Origin of the sequence: Kurthia sp. ISK08 (assembly GCF_046159805.1) — a bacterium.
Taxonomy (GTDB): Bacteria; Bacillota; Bacilli; order Bacillales_A; family Planococcaceae; genus Kurthia; species Kurthia gibsonii.
In genome coordinates, this window is the sequence record NZ_JBJXHL010000001.1 from 298,752 (window position 1) to 322,483 (window position 23,732).

The 23,732-nt window shown below is 36.5% G+C and carries 23 protein-coding genes; all 23 read right to left on the minus strand.

The genetic code is table 11. The annotated features are described in order from the left end of the window. Window positions 1–4: 4 nt before the first annotated feature. The 23 genes from fliJ to ACKVQX_RS01535 all read right to left on the minus strand — a co-directional run bounded on the left by fliJ (window position 5) and on the right by ACKVQX_RS01535 (window position 23,706). Entirely contained in the window at window positions 5–457 is a 453-nt protein-coding gene (gene fliJ / locus ACKVQX_RS01425) for a flagellar export protein FliJ (RefSeq protein WP_409135950.1), read from the minus strand. Beyond that, on the minus strand, window positions 457–1,779 hold the full coding sequence (gene fliI / locus ACKVQX_RS01430) for a flagellar protein export ATPase FliI (protein ID WP_409135951.1): 1,323 nt from the start codon (window positions 1,777–1,779) through the stop codon (window positions 457–459). Before fliI ends, fliJ begins: the two co-directional genes overlap by 1 nt. A 6-nt stretch (window positions 1,780–1,785) precedes the next feature. Further along, window positions 1,786–2,556 (minus strand): flagellar assembly protein FliH, encoded by a 771-nt coding sequence (fliH, locus tag ACKVQX_RS01435; RefSeq protein ID WP_409135952.1) that lies wholly within the window; start codon window positions 2,554–2,556, stop codon window positions 1,786–1,788. Next, window positions 2,549–3,565: a flagellar motor switch protein FliG gene (gene fliG, locus ACKVQX_RS01440; RefSeq protein WP_068454878.1), complete on the minus strand. Its 1,017-nt coding sequence runs from the start codon at window positions 3,563–3,565 to the stop codon at window positions 2,549–2,551. Before fliG ends, fliH begins: the two co-directional genes overlap by 8 nt. 18 nt (window positions 3,566–3,583) lie before the next feature. Further along, complete coding sequence (gene fliF, locus ACKVQX_RS01445; protein ID WP_409135953.1) at window positions 3,584–5,188, minus strand: flagellar basal-body MS-ring/collar protein FliF; 1,605 nt, start codon at window positions 5,186–5,188, stop codon at window positions 3,584–3,586. A 45-nt stretch (window positions 5,189–5,233) separates the two neighbouring features. After that, window positions 5,234–5,536, minus strand: coding sequence for a flagellar hook-basal body complex protein FliE (gene fliE / locus ACKVQX_RS01450; protein ID WP_087680168.1), 303 nt, complete (start codon window positions 5,534–5,536; stop codon window positions 5,234–5,236). Between the two features lie 24 nt (window positions 5,537–5,560). Continuing rightward, window positions 5,561–6,025 (minus strand): flagellar basal body rod protein FlgC, encoded by a 465-nt coding sequence (flgC, locus tag ACKVQX_RS01455; protein ID WP_068454887.1) that lies wholly within the window; start codon window positions 6,023–6,025, stop codon window positions 5,561–5,563. Between the two features lie 2 nt (window positions 6,026–6,027). Continuing rightward, window positions 6,028–6,420 carry a flagellar basal body rod protein FlgB gene (flgB, locus tag ACKVQX_RS01460; RefSeq protein WP_068454890.1) on the minus strand — a complete coding sequence of 131 codons (393 nt, stop codon included), beginning with the start codon at window positions 6,418–6,420 and terminating at the stop codon, window positions 6,028–6,030. 704 nt (window positions 6,421–7,124) lie between these two features. After that, a complete protein-coding gene (gene codY, locus ACKVQX_RS01465; protein WP_068454893.1) occupies window positions 7,125–7,904 on the minus strand; it encodes a GTP-sensing pleiotropic transcriptional regulator CodY in 780 nt (259 codons plus the stop codon). A gap of 83 nt (window positions 7,905–7,987) precedes the next feature. Then, a complete protein-coding gene (gene hslU / locus ACKVQX_RS01470; protein ID WP_068454896.1) occupies window positions 7,988–9,382 on the minus strand; it encodes an ATP-dependent protease ATPase subunit HslU in 1,395 nt (464 codons plus the stop codon). Next, window positions 9,379–9,924, minus strand: coding sequence for an ATP-dependent protease subunit HslV (hslV, locus tag ACKVQX_RS01475; RefSeq protein WP_068454899.1), 546 nt, complete (start codon window positions 9,922–9,924; stop codon window positions 9,379–9,381). The genes hslU and hslV overlap by 4 nt, the downstream gene beginning before the upstream one ends. A 20-nt stretch (window positions 9,925–9,944) precedes the next feature. Further along, window positions 9,945–10,844: a tyrosine recombinase XerC gene (xerC, locus tag ACKVQX_RS01480; protein ID WP_068454902.1), complete on the minus strand. Its 900-nt coding sequence runs from the start codon at window positions 10,842–10,844 to the stop codon at window positions 9,945–9,947. A 263-nt stretch (window positions 10,845–11,107) separates the two neighbouring features. Further along, the gene (gene trmFO, locus ACKVQX_RS01485; RefSeq protein ID WP_409135954.1) at window positions 11,108–12,418 is read right to left on the minus strand and encodes an FADH(2)-oxidizing methylenetetrahydrofolate--tRNA-(uracil(54)-C(5))-methyltransferase TrmFO; all 1,311 of its coding nucleotides are present in this window, start codon (window positions 12,416–12,418) and stop codon (window positions 11,108–11,110) included. Window positions 12,419–12,569: 151 nt separating this feature from the next. Then, window positions 12,570–14,657 carry a type I DNA topoisomerase gene (topA, locus tag ACKVQX_RS01490; protein WP_087680169.1) on the minus strand — a complete coding sequence of 696 codons (2,088 nt, stop codon included), beginning with the start codon at window positions 14,655–14,657 and terminating at the stop codon, window positions 12,570–12,572. A 94-nt stretch (window positions 14,658–14,751) separates the two neighbouring features. Further along, a complete protein-coding gene (dprA, locus tag ACKVQX_RS01495) occupies window positions 14,752–15,642 on the minus strand; it encodes a DNA-processing protein DprA (RefSeq protein ID WP_409135955.1) in 891 nt (296 codons plus the stop codon). Window positions 15,643–15,760: 118 nt separating this feature from the next. Further along, window positions 15,761–16,663 carry a succinate--CoA ligase subunit alpha gene (sucD, locus tag ACKVQX_RS01500; protein WP_068454914.1) on the minus strand — a complete coding sequence of 301 codons (903 nt, stop codon included), beginning with the start codon at window positions 16,661–16,663 and terminating at the stop codon, window positions 15,761–15,763. A gap of 17 nt (window positions 16,664–16,680) precedes the next feature. After that, window positions 16,681–17,841, minus strand: coding sequence for an ADP-forming succinate--CoA ligase subunit beta (sucC, locus tag ACKVQX_RS01505; protein WP_068454917.1), 1,161 nt, complete (start codon window positions 17,839–17,841; stop codon window positions 16,681–16,683). 171 nt (window positions 17,842–18,012) lie between these two features. Beyond that, on the minus strand, window positions 18,013–18,291 hold the full coding sequence (locus tag ACKVQX_RS01510) for an EscU/YscU/HrcU family type III secretion system export apparatus switch protein (protein WP_087680171.1): 279 nt from the start codon (window positions 18,289–18,291) through the stop codon (window positions 18,013–18,015). Continuing rightward, window positions 18,288–20,291 (minus strand): hypothetical protein, encoded by a 2,004-nt coding sequence (locus tag ACKVQX_RS01515; protein ID WP_087680172.1) that lies wholly within the window; start codon window positions 20,289–20,291, stop codon window positions 18,288–18,290. Before ACKVQX_RS01515 ends, ACKVQX_RS01510 begins: the two co-directional genes overlap by 4 nt. Window positions 20,292–20,298: 7 nt before the next feature. Then, window positions 20,299–21,069: a ribonuclease HII gene (locus ACKVQX_RS01520; protein ID WP_087680173.1), complete on the minus strand. Its 771-nt coding sequence runs from the start codon at window positions 21,067–21,069 to the stop codon at window positions 20,299–20,301. 104 nt (window positions 21,070–21,173) lie between these two features. Next, window positions 21,174–22,028, minus strand: coding sequence for a ribosome biogenesis GTPase YlqF (ylqF, locus tag ACKVQX_RS01525; RefSeq protein ID WP_068454930.1), 855 nt, complete (start codon window positions 22,026–22,028; stop codon window positions 21,174–21,176). Window positions 22,029–22,119: 91 nt separating this feature from the next. Continuing rightward, on the minus strand, window positions 22,120–23,376 hold the full coding sequence (locus tag ACKVQX_RS01530) for a tyrosine-type recombinase/integrase (RefSeq protein ID WP_409135956.1): 1,257 nt from the start codon (window positions 23,374–23,376) through the stop codon (window positions 22,120–22,122). 81 nt (window positions 23,377–23,457) lie between these two features. Then, on the minus strand, window positions 23,458–23,706 hold the full coding sequence (locus ACKVQX_RS01535; RefSeq protein WP_165713594.1) for a DNA-binding protein: 249 nt from the start codon (window positions 23,704–23,706) through the stop codon (window positions 23,458–23,460). Between the last annotated feature and the right edge of the window lie 26 nt (window positions 23,707–23,732).

Here is a 23,732-nt window from a genome sequence, read left to right on the forward strand (position 1 = left end):
GACTTCACCATACTTCCTTGTTATAAAATGCAATTTGCGAAATCTCATCTAATTGAATCATTTCTAAACGATCCTCTTCTTTTTGATAGGCCTCATAATCACGTTCTTGCATTTTTTCATATTTTTTAAATTCAAGCGATACTTCTAAAAGTTTTTCTTCAAACCATTGCATTTTTGAACGTGCTTGAATTACTTTTTCTTGTAAATCAGCAATCTTTTTTTCCATACTATCAATAAAATTCGCATAATTATGCATTTCTAAAATACTAAGACCCGACTGCATTTTTTCTTGTTGAAATGCGAGTAAGTCTTCTTTCTTTTTTAATGCGTCATACATATGTGTAGCGATTTCTTCAAAAGAAGTAACCGATTCTTTATAAGCCATTTCGACTTCATTCTTTTCTTGCTCTTTTATGTCCATTACTTGACTAAAACGATATTGATAAGCATTCGCCACTACATAACACCTCTTGCAAGATTCGTTAATTCATTCACAGTTTGTTCCATTGAAACGGGGTCCATAAAACCTTGTTTTAAAAACGACGTAATGATTGGTTCATATTGAATCGCCTGATCAACTTCTTGTGAAGAGCCTCTTTTATATGCACCAATATTAATTAAATCTTCATTTTTCATATACGTATAATAAAGTTCTCTTAATTTTGTAGCGGCTGCCACGTGTTCAGGTGTTGCAATATGATTCATTAAACGACTAACTGATTTTAAAATATTAATCGCAGGATATTGCCCTCTATTTGCCAAGTTCCGGTCTAATACGATATGGCCATCAAGTATACCTCGTACAGTGTCAGCAATTGGCTCATTCATATCATCACCATCTACTAAAACCGTATAAAAAGCTGTGATTGAGCCTTTTTCATTTGTACCAGTTCGTTCTAAGAGCTTAGGCAAAATCGCAAAAACAGAAGGGGTATAACCTTTTTGCGCTGGTGGTTCACCTGTTGCGAGTCCAACCTCACGTTGTGCCATGGCAACACGTGTAACAGAGTCCATCATAAGCATTACATTTAAGCCCTGCTCTCTAAAATATTCTGCAATAGCTGTTGCTGTAAAAGCACCTTTGATTCGCATTAACGCTGGCTGGTCTGACGTTGCCGCAACTATAATGGAACGTTTCAAACCTTCGGGTCCTAAGTCTCGTTCGATAAACTCACGTACTTCACGACCACGTTCCCCAATTAGTGCAATAACATTTAAATCTGCTTTTGTATTACGCGCAATCATACCTAATAATGTACTTTTACCAACACCAGACCCAGCAAAAATACCGATACGCTGACCGTTACCAACTGTCAACATTCCATCAATCGCTTTTACACCAACTTCTAATGTGTCATTAATTGGTGGTCTCGTTAACGGATTAGGTGGCTCTCCTTCTGTTTGTACCGTAGCTAAGCCACGTGGTAGCAATGAGCCGTCAATCGGTCGCCCCATCGAATCCAAAATTTTACCGATGAGTTCTGGCCCTACTTTTATCTCAAGTGGTTGGTTCGTACCTTCTACCAAACAACCAATCGAGATATCCTTTAATGATGTAAATGGCATTAGAACAACGATGTCATCTTTAAAACCAACTACTTCAGCCAAAATTTCTTGATGACCTGTATGAGAAGAATGTACATGAATTTTGCAGACATCACCAATCGAACTGGCTGGTCCATTGGATTCAATCATTAAGCCGACAACTCGTGACACACGACCGTACTTTTTAAATGTCGGTACTTCTGTAATTCGTTGTAATAAGTCGACTGCTTTCATTCACGTTCAATCCTCACTTTCTAAAATTGCTAATAATATTTTCTTTAATTCATTTAGTTGCTCATCTAATGTAACAATCATACGCCCATGATTACTTTCGATATAACATGCTGTTTCATCTAACTGCTCATCGACAAATACTGTAAACAATAAATTAGGTGGTAAAAGTGTTTCGAGCTCATCTCGCTTACTCGTTACATATGAATAGTATGTACTTGAAGTAAATACTTTAATAAACTCCGATTCTCTTGCCTCTACCAATGCACGCTTCACAATATCTAAAAATACATCTGGATTTTCTTCTATTTTGCGCCCAATAATTCGATTTGCAGACTGAATTGCTAAATCTAAAATAATACGTTCTTGTTCTTGTAAATACACATTTCCATTTTCAACAGCTGCATGAACTAATTGATTTGCTTCATTTACTTTTTGTTGCAAATCTTCACGAATTTTCATTTCGCCATCTACATAGCCTTTTTGAAAACCTTCTTCATATGCTTGTTGTTGTAGTTGTTGTTTCTCTTGTTCCCAAGCTTGACGTTGTTGTGCCAAGCTTTCTTGAAGCGCTTGTTGTTCTTGTGCCATTTGTGCACGCGTACTTGCTACTTCTTCTTCAAAGCTTTGTCGAATACGATTTTGTTCATCTAAAATAGAGGTCACAGACATATTTCCTTCTATTTCATCTGTTTCTAATTCTTCTGTAAAAGAAAAATTACGAATTTTAATTTCACGTATATTTGATTCTTCAGCTGTGGAACGAATAATTCTAGACAATGACGTCATCTCCTCCGCCACGAGCAATAATAATTTCGCCTGCGTCTTCTAAACGTCTTGTAATAGCAACGATTCTTGTTTGTGCTTCTTCGACATCACGCAAACGAACAGGACCCATAACTTCCATCTCTTCTTGGAATGTCTCTGCCATACGTTGTGACATATTTTTAAATAGAATACTTTTCACATCTTCGCTCGATACTTTCATCGCTAACATTAAATCAGCATTTTCCGCATCACGAATAACACGTTGAATCGAACGGTTGTCCAATGTGACGATATCTTCGAATACAAACATGCGTTTTTTGATTTCTTCTGCAAGCTCTGGATCTTGAATCTCGAGTGCATCCAAAATTGTTTTTTCTGTTTGACGGTCTACACCATTTAGTACTTCTACAACTGCATCTACGCCGCCTGTTTCTGTGTAATCTTGTGTCATTGTAGACGATAGCTTTCGCTCTAAAACAGACTCAATCTCACTAATTACTTCAGGTGAAGTCGATTCCATCGTCGCAATACGCTTCGCGATGTCTGCTTGAACTTCTTGTGGTAACGATGATAAAATCGTTCCCGCTTGTTGCGGTTCGAGATAAGACAAAATTAAAGCAATTGTTTGTGGATGCTCATTTTGAATAAAGTTGAAAATTTGCGCTGGATCTGTACGACGAGCAAAATCAAAAGGTCGTACTTGTAAAGAAGAAGTTAGGCGATTAATAATCGCCTGTGCTTGATCGTTTCCAAGTGCTTTTTCTAATACGGTTTTGGCATAACCAATACCGCCTTGTGAAATATAATCTTGCGCTAATGCAATATTATGAAACTCTTCTATAATTTCTTCTTTAATTTCGGGTTCAACACGCTTTACACTCGAAATTTCTAATGTTAAACGTTCGATTTCTTCTTCATTTAAATGTTTATAAACCGATGCCGACACCTCAGGTCCCAAAGAAATTAACAAGAGTGCAGCTTTCTGTTTGCCAGATAATTCTTTCTCTTTCTTTGTTGCCACTGCATTAACCTCCCATTCCTATTCTTCAGAAATCCATGATCGAAGTAACTTAGCGAAGTCTTCTGGTTTTTCTTTCGCCATTTTTTCAAGTTGTTTTCTTCTCACAGTGCCTTCTGTCTCTTTTTCATCTGATATATCATCTACATTAATCTCATCAAATTCTTCATCGTACTCCTCGTACTCCTCTTCGTTCTGACGACGACGTGAGCGAATAATGAAGAACGCTAATAGTCCAATAACAACTACTAAAATACCGCCAATTACCCATACCCACCAAGGAATCGCTGGTGTTGTATTCGGTGTTGTATCTGGTTTACCGTTTAATTGTTGCACAGAAACGGTTACTTTTTGGTCAACTGCTTCGTCAGATAATGTTCCTGCCGAACTCTTATCAATCGATGTACGAACAACTGAATCTAACATCGTTTTAATATCATTTTGCGTTGCTGGATCTAATGAAGCTGGATCATCGGCTGTTGGTGGTTCAACTACCACTTGAATGCCTAAATCACGAATACGATATGGACTTTCTACAATCTGACGTTTAATTCGATTCACTTCTTTATTTACTGTTTCAGAAGTTTTTTCGTAATCACCATTACCATTACTTGTTCCTTCTTGATAGTTTGTAAAATTATCTGTATTTGTTTCAGCTTCTGGTGTTCCAGTTGCACCAGCTGCATTCCCTGTATATGTTTCATTGATTTTTTGAGCGCTAATTTCGATACCGGACATATTCTCTTTGTCTACTGGTTCAACTAAATTTTCTTCACGATTCTCTTTTGTAAAGTCAATATCAGAAGTAACTGTTACAATTGCTTTTCCGTTACCCATAATATTACTTAGTAGACCTTGTACTTGACGTTGTAAATCTCTTTCAATTTGCTTTTTAACTGCCAATTGATTTCCTGCATTCGCTACATTCGATGATTCTGCATCGCCACCTGCTAAATCAAAATATTCATTGTATTGATTCGTAATGACAATATTATCAGTACTTAGATTCGGCACACTTTTAGCTACTAGGTTGTATAATGTACGAATTTGTTCTTCACTAAACTGCTGTCCAGGTGCTGTATTTAAAACAATAGAAGCACTCGCATCTTTATTTTTATCACTTTCACTAACAAATGTACTTTGTTCTGGTAAGTTCAACATAACTTTAGCATCTTTAACACCATCGATGTTTTTCATTAAATTCGCTAATTCAGTTTGAATAGATGCTACTTTAATAACATTAAATTCATTATCCGTCATACCAAAACTTGCATTTTGTGAGAAAAATGAATAATCAATTTCACCGCTCTTTGGAAGACCTTGAGCAGCTAAGTTTACTACCAATTCATCTACTTTATCTGATGGTACTGAAATAGCTGTACCACCTGCAGTAATTTCATACTTAACACCCTGTGTATCTAATTGTGCTTTGATTTGACCCACTTCTGCCGCTGTCAAATTTGAATATAATGGTGAATACGTTACACGTGTCATAAAGTATGTAATGAGTGCTGCACCAATAATAATGGCTGCTAATAAACCAATCATTGTTCCTTTTTGTCGTTTTGACCTACTCTTCCAAAAATTAGTCAAATCGGTTCTTAGTTTGGTTATTCTTTCATTCATATCATGTTTGGCCTCCGATTACATTAAATACGTCTTTGCTACAAATTAAACAGACATTCGCATAATTTCTTGATAAGCTTCTACTGCTTTATTTCTAATTTGCAATGCTGTATTTAATGTGACGCTTGCTTTTTGAGCAGTAATCATAACATCTGATAGTTCAACGTCTTGGCCTGCAATTAGTTTATTCGTCATTAAATCGGATTTTTGTTGTGCTTCGTTTACCGAATTAATCGCTTGTTTCAATGTGTCTCCAAAACTTACTTTTGATTCAACTTGATTGGTTGGTGCAGCTTGATTCAGTGTTGGTGCAATCGGTTGTGTAAGACCTACTTGTGAAACATCCATCGGATTCACCCCTTCTATTTTTTATTATTTTCCTATTTCCAGAGCCTTTGTTAACATTGCTTTATTTGCATTAAATACGGTTACATTTGCTTCATACGATCGTGTTGCTGATATTAAATCTGTCATCTCTTTTAAAGAATCAATGTTTGGTAACCTCACATAGCCTTGTTCATCAGCATCTGGATTACTTGGATCATATGATAATTTAAAAGGTGTTTCATTATCTTCTGAAATTCGTGTTACCTTTACGCCATTTCCTGCTGACTTACTACTTGAGCCAATCGCTGCATTCAAATGGCTTGCAAAAGACCCTGAACCTTCTTGCGCTGTCAGGACAACTGATTTTCTTCTATATGGTTCCCACTCACCATTCACTTGACGTGCGCGAGTTGTTTCAGCATTTGCCATATTAGATGAAATAACATCCATTCTTAAACGTTGCGCTGTTAAGGCTGAACCAGTCGTATCTAAACTTTGAAAAATCGACATTTCTAGTTACCTCCCTTGAGCACAGTTTGTAATGTGTTGAACTTACTACTTACTCGTTCAATTAGAGCATTATAGTAAATTGCGTTTTTAGCTAAATTAGCTTGTTCTGTATCCATGTCAACACCATTACCATCTTGACGGTATTTTAAATTTGCATAGCTATATACGCCTGGTGTTGTCGATTCACCAGTAAAGTTAATATGTCTTGCATCTGTACGATTTGCTGTTAAAGCTTTATTATTTGCTTCTTGTAGTAAGTCTTTAAAACTAACTGATTTTGCTTTATAGTTCGGTGTATCTACATTTGCGATATTTTGTGCAATTGTTTTTTGTCTGACCGTTGCATAATTCAATCCATTTTCCAGATTTTTAATTGTTCCTCCAAAAAGATCCAATTAACTCACCTCATTACTTTTTCATTTACGTAGGAAATTTTTCTTTAGCTATTATAATTGTAATAAAGATAATCCAAAGTGTCTATTGATATTAGATATATTAGAATAGGTATAAATGCTCATTTTATTGTTCACGAGCTAGTTTTATTGCATACAAAAGTTTTTCCATCATCTCAATGTTGTTTTCAAAAGTTTACACTATCACCATGTTACTTTCTACACCCACCTTAAGTCCTTTTCAATTCATTTAGAAACACTTAAAAATAATCTCCAAAATCTAAATTAATTTGTTTGAAAAACTTCATCATAAAATTAGAAAGACTTTTTTACTAGACGACTTTTTTTCGATTTGTAACATATGAGAAAATTACTGTTACCTCGTCCTCAAGTGAATACTATAACATTTCAAAGCTTTTTCAAAAAGTATATTTTTTTACTTTTTTATCTCAGAGATTTTAATAATTATCAAAAAAACAATAAAGAAGGTTGGTATATCAACTATTTTTTGTTACCCCTTTTTTTAACTTCACAAAAAATACATATTTTAATATTGAAAATATGCACTTTAAAGGGATATATTGTTTTTTAAAAATCCATTCTTCTACCTTCTAACAAAATATAACGCAAAAATAAAAATTTGTATATCTTTGGAATAAAAAAAGCTTGAGACAACATCTTTGTGCCTCAAGCTTTTATTCTTTTAATTAACGCATTTTAATTTCAGCTAATGCTGTTAGGAATTTTGCGTTTAATACTTTAATATATGTTCCCTTCATACCTAAAGAACGTGATTCAATTACACCTGCTGACTCTAACTTACGTAATGCGTTTACGATTACTGAACGTGTAATCCCTACACGATCTGCAATTTTAGAGGCAACTAATAAACCTTCAGAACCATCTAACTCTTCAAAGATATGCTCAATTGCTTCTAACTCACTATAAGATAATGAATTAATTGCCATTTGTACGACAGCTTTTGAACGTGCTTCTTCTTCGATTTCCTCTGCTTTTTCACGAAGAATCTCCATACCAACTACAGTTGCACCGTACTCAGCAAGGATTAAATCCTCGTCTTCAAAACGGTTATCAATGCGCGCAAGAATTAGTGTACCTAAACGTTCACCAGCACCATTGATTGGTACGATTGTTGTTAAACCGTTTTTAAATACATCACGATTTTCAACTGGGAATGCTGTATGTTCATCGTCAACGTCGATATTCGACACAGTTTCGCTAAAGTCATATAGTTTTTTTGTATAATCTTCTGGGAATTGACGTTCTTCAAACATTTTTGCAGTACGTTCATTCTCAATTTGTTGGTTAATCTCAATACCTAATAACTTACCTTTACGACTAACGATGAATACGTTACTTTCAATTACCATACCTAAAGTATTCGCCATTTCCTTAAAGTTAACCGCTTTACCAGCTGATGCTTGTAGCATCGAGTTAATTTTACGGATTTTTTCTAATAAATTCATTGATTTATGTCCTCCCATGAATTTTCTATTATTTACAGAAAATTCAAAAGTTTTTTAATTGTTTGTTCAATTTACATTATAAACTATAAGATAAACTCTGACAAATCTTTGTCCTCAGCAATATCACCTAATTTTTGCTCTACATAAGCTGGCGTGATATCAATATGTGCTGGTGAGATATCTGAAGCTTCAAATGATAATTCTTCTAATAACTTTTCTAAAATAGTGTGCAGACGGCGTGCACCAATATTATCCGTCTCTTGATTTACTTTTGAAGCAATTTCAGCTAACTTATCAACTGCTTCATCTGTAAAGTCAATTTCAACACCTTCTGTTGCTAAAAGTGCTTTATATTGTGTAATTAGTGAATGATGTGGTTCTTTTAAAATGCGTACAAAATCTTCTTTTGTCAGCTTATCTAATTCAACGCGAATCGGGAATCGTCCCTGTAATTCTGGAATTAAATCAGATGGTTTTGACATGTGGAATGCACCTGCTGCGATAAATAGCATAAAGTCTGTACGGACACTACCGTATTTTGTATTCACAGTTGAACCTTCAACAATTGGTAAAATATCACGCTGTACACCTTCACGTGACACACCAGGACCACCACTATTACCTTTTACAGCAATCTTATCGATTTCATCAATGAAGATAATTCCTGATTGTTCTGCGCGTCGAACAGCCTCTGCCGATACTTCATCTTCATCGATTAATTTATTTGCTTCTTCAATTGTTAATAAACGACGTGCTTCTTCCACTGTCACTTTACGTTTTTTCTTCTGTGATGGCATCATATTTGACAGTAAGTCTCCAATATTATTACCACCCATATCCATACCTGGCATACCTGTAAAAGCACCTAGCATATTGGAAGGTTGCTCTGTCACTTCGATCGTTACAATCTCTTGTTCAAGTTTCAAAGCTTTTAAATCTTCTGCCACTTGAGAACGTTTAACACGAATTTGTGGATCATCTTCAGTAGCTTCTTCTTGAGGTTGTTGACCACCAAATAACATTTCGAATGGATTCGTCGTATTTGCTTGCTTTTTCTTTTTGAGACTTGGTACAAGTAATTTCACGATTTTTTCGTTTGCTAATATTTCTGCTTCGTCTTTTACTTCTGCACGTTTTTCCTCTTTTACAAGGCGAACAGACACCTCGACTAAATCACGTACCATCGATTCTACATCGCGTCCCACATAACCGACTTCTGTGAATTTTGTTGCTTCAATTTTTAAGAAAGGTGCTTTAACTAATTTTGCAATTCGTCGTGCAATTTCTGTTTTACCAACACCTGTTGGTCCAATCATTAAAATATTTTTCGGTACAACTTCTTCGCGCATTTCTTCAGATAGTAGTTGTCTTCTATAACGATTACGTAATGCAACCGCTACAGACTTTTTTGCATTCGTTTGACCGACAATATAACGATCGAGATACTCTGTCATTTGTTTTGGTGTTTGTTCATTCATATGTCTAAGTCCTCCAAAATAATATTATGGTTTGTAAAGACACAAATATCTGCAGCTATATTCAGTGAAGCCTCTGCAATTTCTCTTGCTGTCATTTGTTCACCTGCATATTGTTTTAAAGCTCTACCTGCTGATAACGCATAATTCCCACCTGAACCGATTGCTAAAATCCCATCATCTGGTTCAATTACTTCTCCAGAACCAGACACAAGTAGTAATGTATCCTTGTTCATTACAAGTAAAAGTGCTTCTAATTTTTGTAACATTTTATCGCCGCGCCATTGCTTGGCTACTTCTACAGCTGCACGTTGTAAGTTACCATTGTACTCAACTAATTTACCCTCAAACATTTCAAAGAGCGTAAAAGCATCTGCTACAGAACCTGCAAAACCAGCAAGCACTTGTCCATTAAACAATCGTCTTACTTTTCTTGCTGTATGCTTCATTACAACTGAATTTCCGAGTGTTACTTGACCGTCACCAGCCATTGCACTCTGCCCTTTATGTTGGATTGCAAAAATCGTTGTTGCATGTAATTCCATATTGCTCACTCCTCGTCATTTTACGCTCTTGGATGAGCGTTCATATAGGTATTGCGAAGATGTTCCTTCGTGACATGGGTGTACACCTGTGTAGATGATAAGCTTGCATGTCCAAGTAGCTCTTGCACTGTACGTAAGTCTGCCCCTTGATTTAATAAATGTGTGGCAAATGTATGACGAATCATATGTGGATAAATCGTCGTCGTTAATTCTGTTTTTTTTACCATCTCATTCAAAATATACCGTACACCACGAGCAGTTAGTGGCTCACCTCTCATATTAACAAAAAGCGAATCATGTTGCTGTTTCTTCATTAAAATAGGACGCGCATCGGTCACATACAGTTGCAAAGCTTCGTGTGCAAATTGTCCAAAAGGAACATATCGTTCTTTTCTCCCTTTCCCCATTACGCGTAAAATACTTAATGAAAAATCAACATCTTTTAATTGAATCGATGTTAATTCACTTACGCGAATGCCTGTTGCATATAATAACTCCAAAATTGCGAGTTCTCTTTTCTCTTTAGGTGTTTCCCCTTCATTTGCTTCAAATAGCATTTTCAATTCTTCCTCATAAAAAAAGCGTGGTAGTCGACTTTCTTTTTTAGGATGATAAAGCGATTGGAAAGATGCATCATTCAACTGAAACTCACGGTTTAAAAAGCGAAAGAACGAACGAATAGACGAAATCTTTCGTGAGATTGTCGCCCTTGCTTTTTCTTCGTTGTATAGTTGTGTGACAAACAAACGCGCATGTACATATTCTACTTCTTCTAGCGTAGTTACTTGTTCTTGTTTTAAAAATGAAAAGAATTCTTGTAAGTCTTGTTGATACGCTTCAGATGTTAGAGCAGAATAGTTTTTCTCCAACTGAATATATGTAATAAATTGTTGGAGTGCTTCATGTTGACTAATACGCATTTGAACACCTCGTTTTCCATACTTTCTTTTATTTTCGCATTATCAGAAAATAAAAGAAAGTCAAAGCACTTCAAATTATATTGACTATGCTAATTTTCTGTAGATTTACGGCGTTTTCGTGAACTGTACTAAAAAAGGACATGCCATTAAATAGCACACAAGTCAAAAACACAATAAAAAAGCCTAACAAAGTATATCAACTTTGCTCGGCTTTATCAAATCTTTTTCTAATACAAACAAATGTCCGTACTAGGTGGACTTTTTTACAATTTTTCGGACTCAATATATGCTTCAATACTTGCTAAAGCACGTTCAGCATGTTTTTCGCCGCGTTCTTGTTTTGAGCGAATTTTTTCACCAAGTGCTGGGAATAAACCGAAGTTTACATTCATTGGTTGGAAGTGTTTTGAATCTGCTTCTGTAATATAGCGCGCCATACTACCAAGCGCTGTTTCAGCAGGGAAGATTTTTAAATCTTGTTCCATTGCCATATGCGCCGCATTAATCCCTGCAATTAGACCACTACCAGCTGACTCTACATATCCTTCAACACCTGTCATTTGACCTGCAAAGAATACGTTCGGTTGTGATTTTAATTGATATGTCGGTGCTAATACTTTTGGTGAGTTGATGAATGTATTACGGTGCATGACACCATAACGAACGATTTCAACATTCTCAAGTCCAGGAATCATTTGGAATACACGTTTTTGCTCGCCCCATTTTAGATGCGTTTGGAAACCTACTATATTATATAGTGTTCCAGCTGCGTCATCTTGACGAAGTTGAACAACGGCATGTGGACGTTTGCCCGTTTTAGGATCTTCTAAACCTACTGGCTTCATTGGACCAAATAGCATCGTTTTCGGACCACGTGCTGCCATTACTTCAATTGGCATACACCCTTCAAAATACTTCTCTTTTTCAAATTCTTTTAAAGGTGCTACTTCTGCTTCAATTAAAGCTTGTTGGAAAGCATTAAATTCTTCTTCGTTCATTGGGCAGTTTAGGTATGCTGCCTCGCCTTTATCATAGCGTGATTTTAAATACACTTTATCCATATCAATGCTATCTTTTTCAATGATTGGAGCTGCTGCATCATAGAAGTACAGATAGTCTTGTCCTGTCGCCTCTTGAATAGATTTTGCAAGTTCTGGTGATGTTAACGGACCTGTTGCAATTACGGTAATACCATCTTTCGGAATCTCAGTTACTTCCTCATGAATCACTTCAACAAGCGGGTGATTTTTCACTTTTTCTGTTACATAGCCAGCAAACTCATGACGGTCAACTGCTAAAGCGCCACCTGCTGGTACTGAACAAGAATCTGCTGCTTCAATAATAATTGAATCAAGTTTACGCATTTCTTCTTTAATTACGCCAACTGCATTTGTTAAGTTATTTGCGCGCAATGAGTTTGAACATACAAGCTCTGCGAATTTATCTGTATGATGTGCCGGTGTTTGTTTTACTGGACGCATCTCATAAAGTTTTACTTGAATACCACGTTTGGCAATTTGCCATGCTGCTTCACTACCTGCTAAACCAGCACCAATTACATTTACATATGTCATGGATTGTACGACCTACTTTCTCTACTTCTTAAAATAAAATGTTCTTGCTTACTGTATCATAAAAATAGCTTAGCTTGAAAGTGTTATTTACGCGAAATATTGTTCCTAACATAGAAAAAGAAGCCGTTTAAAAACGACTCCTTCATTTGTTTTATTGTGTCGGTTCTTCTTTGTAGTCACAAGACGTACATTGAATTTGAACACCTTTTTTGATTTTCTTTTCAACAAGCATTTCGTTACATTTCGGACATGGACGACTGATTGGTTTATCCCATGATACAAAGTCACAGTCTGGATAACGATTACAACCGTAGAAGATACGTTTTGTTTTACTCTTACGCTCAACAATTTCGCCTTCTTTACATGTTGGACATTTCACACCAATTTCCTTCACAATCGCTTTTGTGTTACGACATTCTGGGAAGTTGCTACATGCCATGAATTTACCGTATCGACCTAATTTGAATACCATCGGATGACCGCATAATTCACAGTCTTCTCCTGCAGGTTCATCTTTGATTTCGACTTTTTCCATCGCTACTTCCGCATGTTTCAAGTCTTTTTCAAAGTCTTTGTAGAATTCATCAATGACTTCTACCCACTGCTTTTGTCCTTCTTCGATTAAGTCTAAGTCATTCTCCATCTTCGCTGTAAATTCAATATTCACAATGTCTGAGAAGAATTCAAGCACTAGACTATGCACAATTTCACCTAGCTCCGTTGGTACAAAGCGCTTTGTTTCAAGTGTGACATAACCACGCTTTTGAATTGTATCTAGCGTTGGTGCATACGTAGATGGACGACCTATACCTAGCTCTTCTAACGTTTTAACAAGACGTGCCTCTGAAAAACGTGGTGGTGGCTGCGTGAAATGTTGTTTCGGTTCAATTTCAACCGTTTTAACAAGATCGCCTTGTTCCATCGGTGGTAATAACTTATCTTTAGATTTTTCTTCTTTTTGGTCATCTGAACCTTCGATATATACCTTCATGAAACCTGGGAACTTCACTTGTGAACCAGTTGCACGGAATAGTAAATCACCGTTTTGTAAGTCTGCTGTTACTGTATCTAATACAGCAGAAGCCATTTGACTGGCGATGAATCGTTCCCAAATTAAACGGTATAAACGAAGTTGGTCACGAGATAAAACTGTTTTTAATGTATCCGGATGACGCATTGTTGATGTTGGACGAATTGCTTCATGGGCATCCTGTGCCTTTTCAGATTTTTTCGCTTGTTGTTCAACAGGTGTTGTATATTCTTCACCATAATTTTCAAGAATGTATTCATGCGCTTCTTTTTTCGCTGTTTCTGAAATACGCGTTGAGTCTGTACGCATGTAGGTAATTAACCCGACAATGCCACCTGCTTTTTTACCAAGGTCAATTCCTTCGTATAATTGCTGTGCTAACATCATCGTTTTCTTTGCTCTAAAGTTTAATTTACGCGCTGCTTCTTGTTGTAAAGAAGATGTTGTGAATGACGGCGCTGCATTACGCTTACGCTCACGCTTTAAAACTTTTGCTACTTCAAAATCTTCACCTTTGATTTGTTTTAATATGTTTTGAACTTCGGCTTCATTTGTTAATTTAATTTTATCGCTTGTCGTACCATAGAATGCTGCATCGAATACTTTTTTACCTTTTTCAAAAGAAGCTTCGATTGACCAATATTCTTCTGGTTGGAAGTTTTTAATTTCGTTTTCACGGTCAATAATCAGACGCAGTGCAATTGATTGAACACGACCTGCTGACAAACCTTTTTTGACTTTCTTCCATAGTAAAGGACTAATATTATATCCAACAAGACGGTCTAAAATACGACGTGCTTGTTGTGCATCAACTAAGTCTAAATCGATTGGACGTGGATGTTTGAATGATTCTTTGATTGCATCTTTTGTAATCTCATTAAAAACAACGCGACAATCTGATTCAATATCAATATTTAAAGCAGTTGCTAAATGCCAAGCAATCGCTTCTCCTTCGCGGTCTGGATCGGCTGCGAGATAGATTTTTTTTGCTTTTTTAGCAGCTGTTTTTAATTCCTGTAAGACAGGACCTTTGCCTCGAATTGTAATATAACGCGGTTCATAGTTGTTCTCTGTATCAATTCCTGTTTGGCTACGTGGTAAATCACGCACATGACCAATGGAAGCTTTTACTTTATATTTTTTTCCTAAATATCGCTCGATTGTTTTTGCTTTTGCGGGCGATTCCACTATAACTAAATAATCCGACATGTGTTTGCCCCCTTGTAGAGGTGAAGTTTCATATTTTGAAAACAATTACCTGTTGCAAAATGTATAACAGAAAATCAAGTTTTGCAACCATTTTTCATTTTCGTGATGAATTATTCTTCATTTCTTCTATTATTTGTTGCCCATGTAAAACAGGCGTTGCACCCTCATATATCAACTTATTTGGACCTGCAGAGAGGGGTGAAAAAATATCTCCAGGAACTGAAAAAATATTTCTACCGTGATCCAAACCATATTCAACTGTACTCATTGTTCCACTCTTTAATTCTGCTTCAGTTAGTACAATACCATCACTCAGTCCACTTATGATGCGATTTCTTTTCGGAAACTGCCACTTTTGAGGTGGCATATGCGGTGGATATTCTGTTAAAACGAGATGTTTTTTTTCCATTTCTAGCTGCAATGTTTTATGTTCCCTCGGATAGTGATAATGTAAACCATTTCCTAAAACAGCTATAGTATTGCCTAAATGAGCGATTGTTGTCTCATGAGCCATTCTATCTGCCCCTCTCGCTAAACCGCTTACAATCGCGATATTTTGCGAAATAAGAGGTGGTATGATAGCTGTTAAACATTTTTGTGAATAATTGGTAGCTTTTCTTGAACCAACTATAGCGATTTTTTTATATTTTTGCAATAACGTTATGTCACCTTTACAGTAAAGCATCGCGGGTGGATCATACACATTTAGTAAAGAAATAGGATAGTGTTCATTATAAAATGGGATTGGGACTATCTGCTGTTTTGTATAAAAAGCATGCCAGTCTGTTTGGTAAACTTGATGGAATTCTGCATGAAGTTGTATTGCTTGTTTTAATGTAATTTGAAAATAGTATGCAAGTTGTGAGGGTTTCATATGAGGGAGGGTTTCAAGTTCTGGATCTACTTGTAATAAGGGGTACAAGCGATTCAGTGGGTACTGACGCACATAATGTAGTGCGTGAAGTGCCGCGTCAAATGAATGCATGGCATTCGCCTCCTCTTCATATAAAGATGACCTGATTTCTAGCAACGAAAAACAGGAACCGCTTGCGCAAGATTCCTGTTTACTCGTAGCTAAAATAATTAGCTCATCTATTTACATCTTAATGTGTTTTACACTTTTCGTATAGACCTTTTTCTTTAATAACTTTAATAAATGTTTCACCGATTGCTGCTGGTGTTGGTGCAACTTCAATACCGGCTTCATTTAAAGCCTTGATTTTGTCAGCTGCTGTACCTTTACCACCTGAGATAATCGCGCCTGCATGACCCATACGTTTTCCTGGAGGTGCTGTTTGACCACCGATGAAACCGACAACTGGTTTTGTCATGTGATTTTTAACGAATTCAGCTGCTTCTTCCTCAGCTGTACCGCCAATCTCACCAATCATTACAACACCATATGTTTCTGGATCTTCTTCAAATGCTTTTAAAACATCCACGAAGTTTGTACCGTTTACTGGGTCTCCACCAATACCAACTGCTGTCGTTTGGCCAATTCCAGCTTCAGTTAATTGATGTACTGCTTCATACGTTAATGTACCAGAACGAGATACAACACCTACATGACCTTTTGTATGGATGTATCCTGGCATAATACCGATTTTACACTCATCTGCTGTAATAACACCTGGGCAGTTTGGTCCGATTAAACGTGTTTTCTTGCCTTCCATATAACGTTTCACTTTTACCATATCGATTACAGGAATATGTTCTGTAATACAGATCACCATATCTAATTCTGCGTCTACAGCTTCTAAAATTGCATCTGCTGCGAATGGTGCTGGTACATAGATTACGGATACGTTTGCACCAGTTTCTGCAACTGCATCTGAAACAGTATTGAATACCGGAACACCTTCAACTACTGTGCCTGCTTTACCTGGTGTAACACCTGCCACAATTTTTGTTCCATATTCAAGCATTTGCTTCGTATGGAAAAGAGCTGTAGAGCCTGTAATCCCTTGAACTAACACTTTTGTATCTTTATCAATAAAAATAGCCATTTTATAGTCCGCCTCTCTTATCCAACAAGTTTTACGATTTTTTCTGCGCCATCTGCTAATGATGAAGCTGCAGTAATATTTAAGCCTGATTCATTTAGAATTTCTTTACCTTTTGTTACGTTTGTACCTTCTAAACGCACAACAAGCGGTACTTCTAATCCTAGTTCTGAAGCTGCTTTTACTACACCTTCAGCAATTACGTCACACTTCATAATCCCACCAAAGATATTAACGAAAATACCTTTAACTTGTTGGTCAGAAAGGATAATTTTAAATGCTTCTTTTACTTTTTCAGCAGAAGCACCGCCCCCAACGTCCAAGAAGTTAGCCGGTGAACCACCGTAGTAACTAATTGTATCCATAGTAGCCATAGCTAAACCAGCACCATTTACCATACAACCAATGTTACCATCTAATGCGATGTAACTTAAATCGTATTTTGATGCTTCAATTTCCTTTTCATCTTCTTCATCGTAGTCACGTAACTCGACGATATCTTTATGACGATATAATGCGTTGCTATCAAAGTTAAATTTCGCATCTAATGCGATTACCTCATCATCACCTGTTACAGCAAGTGGGTTAATTTCTAAAATTGATGCATCTTTATCAATGAATGCTTCGTAAATACCAAGCATTAATTTCACAGCTTTATTTACTAGGTGTTTTGGAATGTTGATATTGAACGCTAAACGACGTGCTTGGAAACCTGTTAAACCTACCACTGGATCAATTACTTCTGTGAAGATTTTTTCTGGTGTTTCTTCAGCGACTTCTTCTATGTTCATACCGCCTTCTTCGGAACCCATTAATGTAACGCGTGATGTTTGACGGTCTACGACTAAACTTAAGTAATATTCTTTCTTAATGTCTGAACCTTCTTCAACATACAGTCGTTTCACTTCTTTACCTTGTGGACCTGTTTGATGTGTTACAAGAACTTTTCCTAATAACTCTTTCGCATAAGCACGTACTTCTTCAAGGTTGCGCGCAATTTTAACACCGCCTGCTTTACCTCGACCCCCTGCATGTATCTGAGCTTTTACTACCATAACATCTGAGCTCAGTTCTTTCGCCACATTCACTGCTTCCTCTGGAGAAAAAGCTACGCGTCCTTTCGGAACCGCCACCCCGTATTGGCGAAGAATTTCTTTACCTTGATATTCATGGATATTCATCAAATTGCCTCCCATCTCAATTGTAAAGCATTGCTACTTCTCCTCCATTGTATTAAATATTCAAAAAGTTGTCCACAATCTATTTTATGCTAAAATATCATTCAATATACGTCTTTTTTCTAAATTAATGTAAAAAAACACTGATTTTCGCATAAAAAATCAGTGTTTTTTTTATTTATTTTTACCATTAATTTGGTCTAATTTGTAAATAAATGCAAATACTTCCGCTACAGCTTGATACAGTTCTTCAGGGATAGATTCATTTAGATTTAACTGTCCTAATAACTGTACTAGGTTTGGATCCTCTTGAATTGGCACACCACTTTCTTGTGCTTTGTTCAAAATAGAGTCCGCAACAAGCCCCTTTCCCTTCGCAATGACTTTTGGTGCTTCTGATTGTTCAGGATTAAATGATAAGGCGACAGCTTCTTTACGATTTTCTTTTTTCATATTCTAAAGTCGACCCCTCCATCTTCACTTTTGCCGATGATTTTCGACTGTTGTTTAACAGTTGGTTTAGGCTCATCGAACTTTTTCAGAAAAACACCTGAAAGGCGATAATCTTGCTCTGCTAATCGAGCCTTTAACACCTCTTTTAAAGGGTCAATTATCCCTTGACTTTGCTGATTTTCAGTATAAATATTTAGCGTCACAACGCGACTTTGCACTTGCATATCTATAACCGTTTCATGCAGATTTTCAAGATGTAAATAGAACATAATTCGTGCAAAATTTGAGTCTATTTTCCCATCCTTATTCTTGCTTCCTGACCACTGCAATGTCGCATCAATTCGTTTTCCGAAGAATTGTAATGGGATTTGCATAACGATTTGTTGCTGTTGTCCTTGATCCATTGACAGTAATTGTTGTCCATTCATACGTCCAATTACTTGCTCTGCTAAATTCCTTGTCGAATTTGTGACATTTTCATGGACAAGGGCATGCATGAGTGATTTCAATGTCGATGAGAGCTGCGCCTGCTCTGGGTTCGATTGTAAAATGTTCGCTTCAAGACTCAATCCAAGCTCACTTAGTGTCTTTTTCATGGAAGCTTGTACAGCATGTCCAGATAATTGGGTCATTTGCAGATTTTCAACATCTTGTAACATTTGCTGTGCAAAAGGTGTCAATTGTTGCTGCAATGTACGTGTTAAATTTTGCATAAGTGAACTTAACTGGTCTTTTGAAACGCCTAGTAATTGGCTTAATTGACTTGTTGCTTCTTCTGTAGGTTGTAAACCAACTTGTGTTGAAAAAGCAGTTACAAGCGCTTTAAAGACGTTTTCAGCCCCATTCTTCTGCACTTGTCCTAATTGTGCAATCACTTCTTGTTTTTGTTGCATTGTTAAAGTTGGATTCTCTGCAACAGCAGTGGCTAATTTTTGAATAATCGCTGGTTGCGTTTCAGCTGTTGCGTTTTTCAGTTGGCTCATCAACTGAGGAATACTCTCCTTCGCACTTGCTAGTTGTGTTGTGACTTCTTGAATGACTTGCGCTTGATTCGATGCACTCGGCGCTAATTGCATACGCGTAATCGCCTGCTGAATCGCTTGTTGTTGATCTTTTGTTAAAGTCGGATGTTGTTGAATCGCTTGCGATAAGTTTTGCAAATTCTCTTTCGTCATCGGCTGTTGTAACAATTGACGAATGGCTTCATTCGGTTCCGTCTTAAATTGTTGAAATAACTGTTTTACAATGTCAGTCGTTTCCGCTTTTGCTCCAACACCCGCTTGTTGTAAAATTTGCCCTGCTTCTGGTGTATTACTACCAAGTAATTTTCCAAGTGCAATATTTCCAGTTTGTTCACTTAAAGGTGACTTCAGCTGTGCCAACTGTTGTAAGATCGCTTCTTTTAATTGAGGTGCTAATTGTGCATCTAGTCGAATTGATTGCTCTAAATTTCCAAGTAAATTTGTAAAACCACCTTTTAAACTCCCTTCCATAACGGCTTGTAAACTTGTTGATGTCATGGGTAGTTTCAATTCAATCATCTTTTGTAAAGCATCCAATGCTTGAGGTCTTTCAGTACCATTTGCACCTTTTAATAATTGTTCCGCTGCTATTAATTGCTCTTTATTAAATGGAATATTATTTTTAACTAATTGTGACACAATTTGTTGCATCTCTTTGGTTTGTGGCAATTTCATCGTATCAATCATTTGTTTAGTTTGATCCATTAAGGATGCTTTTTCATCAACTGGACCACTAACCATTTTTAACGTTAAATCGGGCGTTGTTGCGGTTACTTGAAAGAAATGTGTATTTCCTGCTTGCATTGGTGTTTCAAGTTTCGCCATCATCTTCTGACCACCAATATTAATTTCAGCTTGTTGATTTGGATACAATTTTTTAATAGTTCCGTGTAACACTTGTCCTTCCTGCATCGAAACAGGTTGCGCAGTATTCGCAGCTCCTTGAATTTGCCCCACATTCACACCAGATAAATTCATAGTTCTCTCACTCCTTTTGTAACATCGATTTAATTGGTTCAAATGTCTTACGATGAATCGGTGTCACACCTAAATGTTGAATGGCTTCTAGATGTTGTTTTGTGCCATAACCCGCATGTTTCGCAAATCCATAGCCTGGATACTTTTCATCCATTTGTTCCATATAATGATCACGCGCGGTTTTCGCTAAAATAGAAGCTGCAGCAATCGCTAAACTTTTCGCATCTCCTTTAATAACCGATTCTTGTGGAATTGTAATATCCAATGTCATCGCATCGGCTAATACAAAATCAGGTTGAATTGATAAACCTTCAATTGATGCCTTCATCGATTGTCTTGTCGCTTCGTAAATATTCAATGTATCAATTGCTTCTTCTGATTGAAAGTGAATATAACTTGCAAGAGCATGTTCTTCAATGAGTCGCATAAATTGTTCTCTTTTTTCAAGTGATAGTTGTTTCGAGTCATTTAACCCAATTAATGCATCACATTTTGCTGGTAAAATAACTGCCGCAGTCACAACAGGTCCTGCTAGTGGCCCACGACCTGCTTCATCCGTTCCTGCAATGTATGATCCTTCATGTGTACGATAGGCATCATCAAATTGAATTTTTGCTTCATGCTCTTGTTGTAGCTTCTCTCTTTTTTCTTGCTGACGTTTCCAAGATTGCAGTGCTTTCTTTACACCTTCTCGTTCATCTTGTTCAAGTTCCGTCATCCATTCTTGCCATGTATGTTCTTGTGCTAACGCTTCTTTAATCGCTTTAATTGTCTTCATCTAATTCCCTCTCATCTAACTTTTCTATCGGTTCTTTTTCTTATTTTTATATAAAAAAACTGCCCTCTCGCTTTATTATAGCGAAAGAACAGCCTTAGATTGCATTATTCATAATCTTCGACGAAATCGAATGTTAACTTTCCTAAATGCTCATTACGAATATCGCGTACAATTAATTCCGATACTTGATCATAGTCGATTTCTCCACCTGCTGCTTTTACATTACGTAAACGTCCGATATGATCGAATGTCTCCACCACTTCTTCTGCAACAGTTGTAATTTTATAGCGTTCTTCTAAACGAGTTGGATAGTATTTTTCTAAGAAACGTAATCCATAAATCGCTAAATCATCCATGTTCGTAATCGTATCTTTAATCGCGCCTGTCAAAGCTAGCTTATAACCTACTTCTTGGTCTTCAAACTTCGGCCATAAAATTCCGGGCGTATCAAGTAATTCAAGTTCTTTTTCAACTTTAATCCATTGTTGTGAACGCGTCACACCTGGTGTATTACCTGTTCTTGCGATATTTTTCTTCGCTAAACGGTTAATCATTGTAGATTTACCAACGTTCGGAATTCCAACAATCATCGCACGAATAGCACGTGTTTTTAAACCTTTTGCACGCATACGATCCCATTTTGGCTTCAGCACTGCTTCTGCTGCCTTTACAACACGCTTTAAACCTTTTGAATCAAGCGAATTGACCGCAACAACATGATGTCCTTTATCTGTGAAATATTGGACCCAACGCTTTGTTTGTACTTCATCAGCCATATCTGCTTTATTCAAAATAAGTAAACGATTTTTTTGGTGAATAATATCATCTAGCATTGGATTACGTGATGACATCGGTAAACGCGCATCGATTAGTTCAAATACGATATCGACTAGCTTTAAATTTTCTGTTACTTGACGGCGAGCTTTCGCCATATGCCCTGGGAACCATTGAATTGTCATACTATTTATTACTCCTTTTGTATATAGGCTTTGAAAGCCCTTTATACCTTAACTTATTATTTTTGGGCAGTTTTTGGGCAAAAATACGACTTTACGCCTTACTTTCACCTACGTCCATTTTTTCAACAAAGCGACTAATTGCTTCTACTGATTTTTCTTGAGAATTATTCATTAAATGAGTGTATCCATTCGTTGTTTCCACTTGAACATGTCCCACACGGGCTTGGATTTCTTTAAGTGGGATATTTGGATCATTACGCAGAACTGTAATATGGATATGACGAAAACTATGCGGAACAGCGTTTTTTATCCATTCAAAGCCATACTTTTCTTGGCATTCTATTTGTAGCACCTTGTTTATACGTCCTAAGATTTCCCTGAAACTGTGAGAAGTAATTGGTGCACCATATTCTGTTTTGAAAAGGAAGTCCGATTGTCTAAAAACTTCTGAGGGGAAATTCTCCATATGTTTTTCAAATTGCTTATTACGTTTAATCACTCTTTTTAGGGCTTGCATCACAAATTCAGGAAGTTGTTCCACTCGTTCGCCTGCTTCAGTTTTAGTAGTATCTAGATAAAAGTCATCCACTTTTAAATCATGAGCCTGTAAAGATTTATCAATCGTAACTAAATGATTTTCAAAATCAATATCAGATTCAGTCAAAGCGGAAGCCTCTCCAATTCGACAACCAGTACCGATTAAAAAAAGTGCTAAGTCATAATAATTTTGATTTCGACGCCCTTTAAGTTCTGAAAGTAAGGCTTCAACTTCTCGTTCATCTAAAAACTTCTTTTCAAGCCTAATTTTCTTAGCTCGCTTTTCTTCAACAGTAGCACTAAGCTTTACTACTCTTGATGGAGAAAACCCTATTACATTATGGAGAACACCATAATCAAATATTTTATTCAGAGTACATTTAATATGTTGCATAGTAGAATGCGTTGAATGATATTTTTCTCGATATTCATTTAAGCAATTCTGAATTAATAGTGGCGTTATTTTCTCAAGTAGAATATCATCAGCTATCAACTCCGAAAGCCTATCAATCACAAGTACCTCACGTTTTACAGTCTGAGGTTTTACAGCTGTTCTCCAAGTATCAAACCAACTATTCTTTAAGTCGTAAAAAGTTAGCATTGATTTCCCTTGAAAATAGCCTTGTTTTTTTGAAATCAAGTCATCAATCTTATCGACCAGCTCTCGTTCTGCTTGCCTTCTCGCTCGAACAGTATTAGTCCGATAAACGACTGAGGCACGTTTTTTCTTCCCTGTTAGAGGGTCAACATAGCGTTCTACAGCTACATAAAAACTCTCTCCATTTTTATTTTTTCTTTCTTCAAAATACATATTTTATCCTTTCCAAGCTATAATAAGAAAAAAGATAAAATAGAATTATGATTAGCCAATCCTATTTTATCATTTTCTCAGTTATTTTGCCTTAACTTTTGAATATCCATATTGTTTCCAGTATAAAAATTCCTCAAAAATTTCAAAACTAATAAATACTATTTTATGTGTTGGATTGATAACACCAGATCTAAACTTTTTATTATTACGCATTTCTGAAATCCAACGATTAAGCGTATAGATATTTAATCCTTCGTAGCGTTGCAAAATGGCACTTTTATTTCCCCATTCTGCTCGACTATTAGCAACTGGTACAAACTTTACTTTCATATCACACCTCGATCTGTCACTTATAC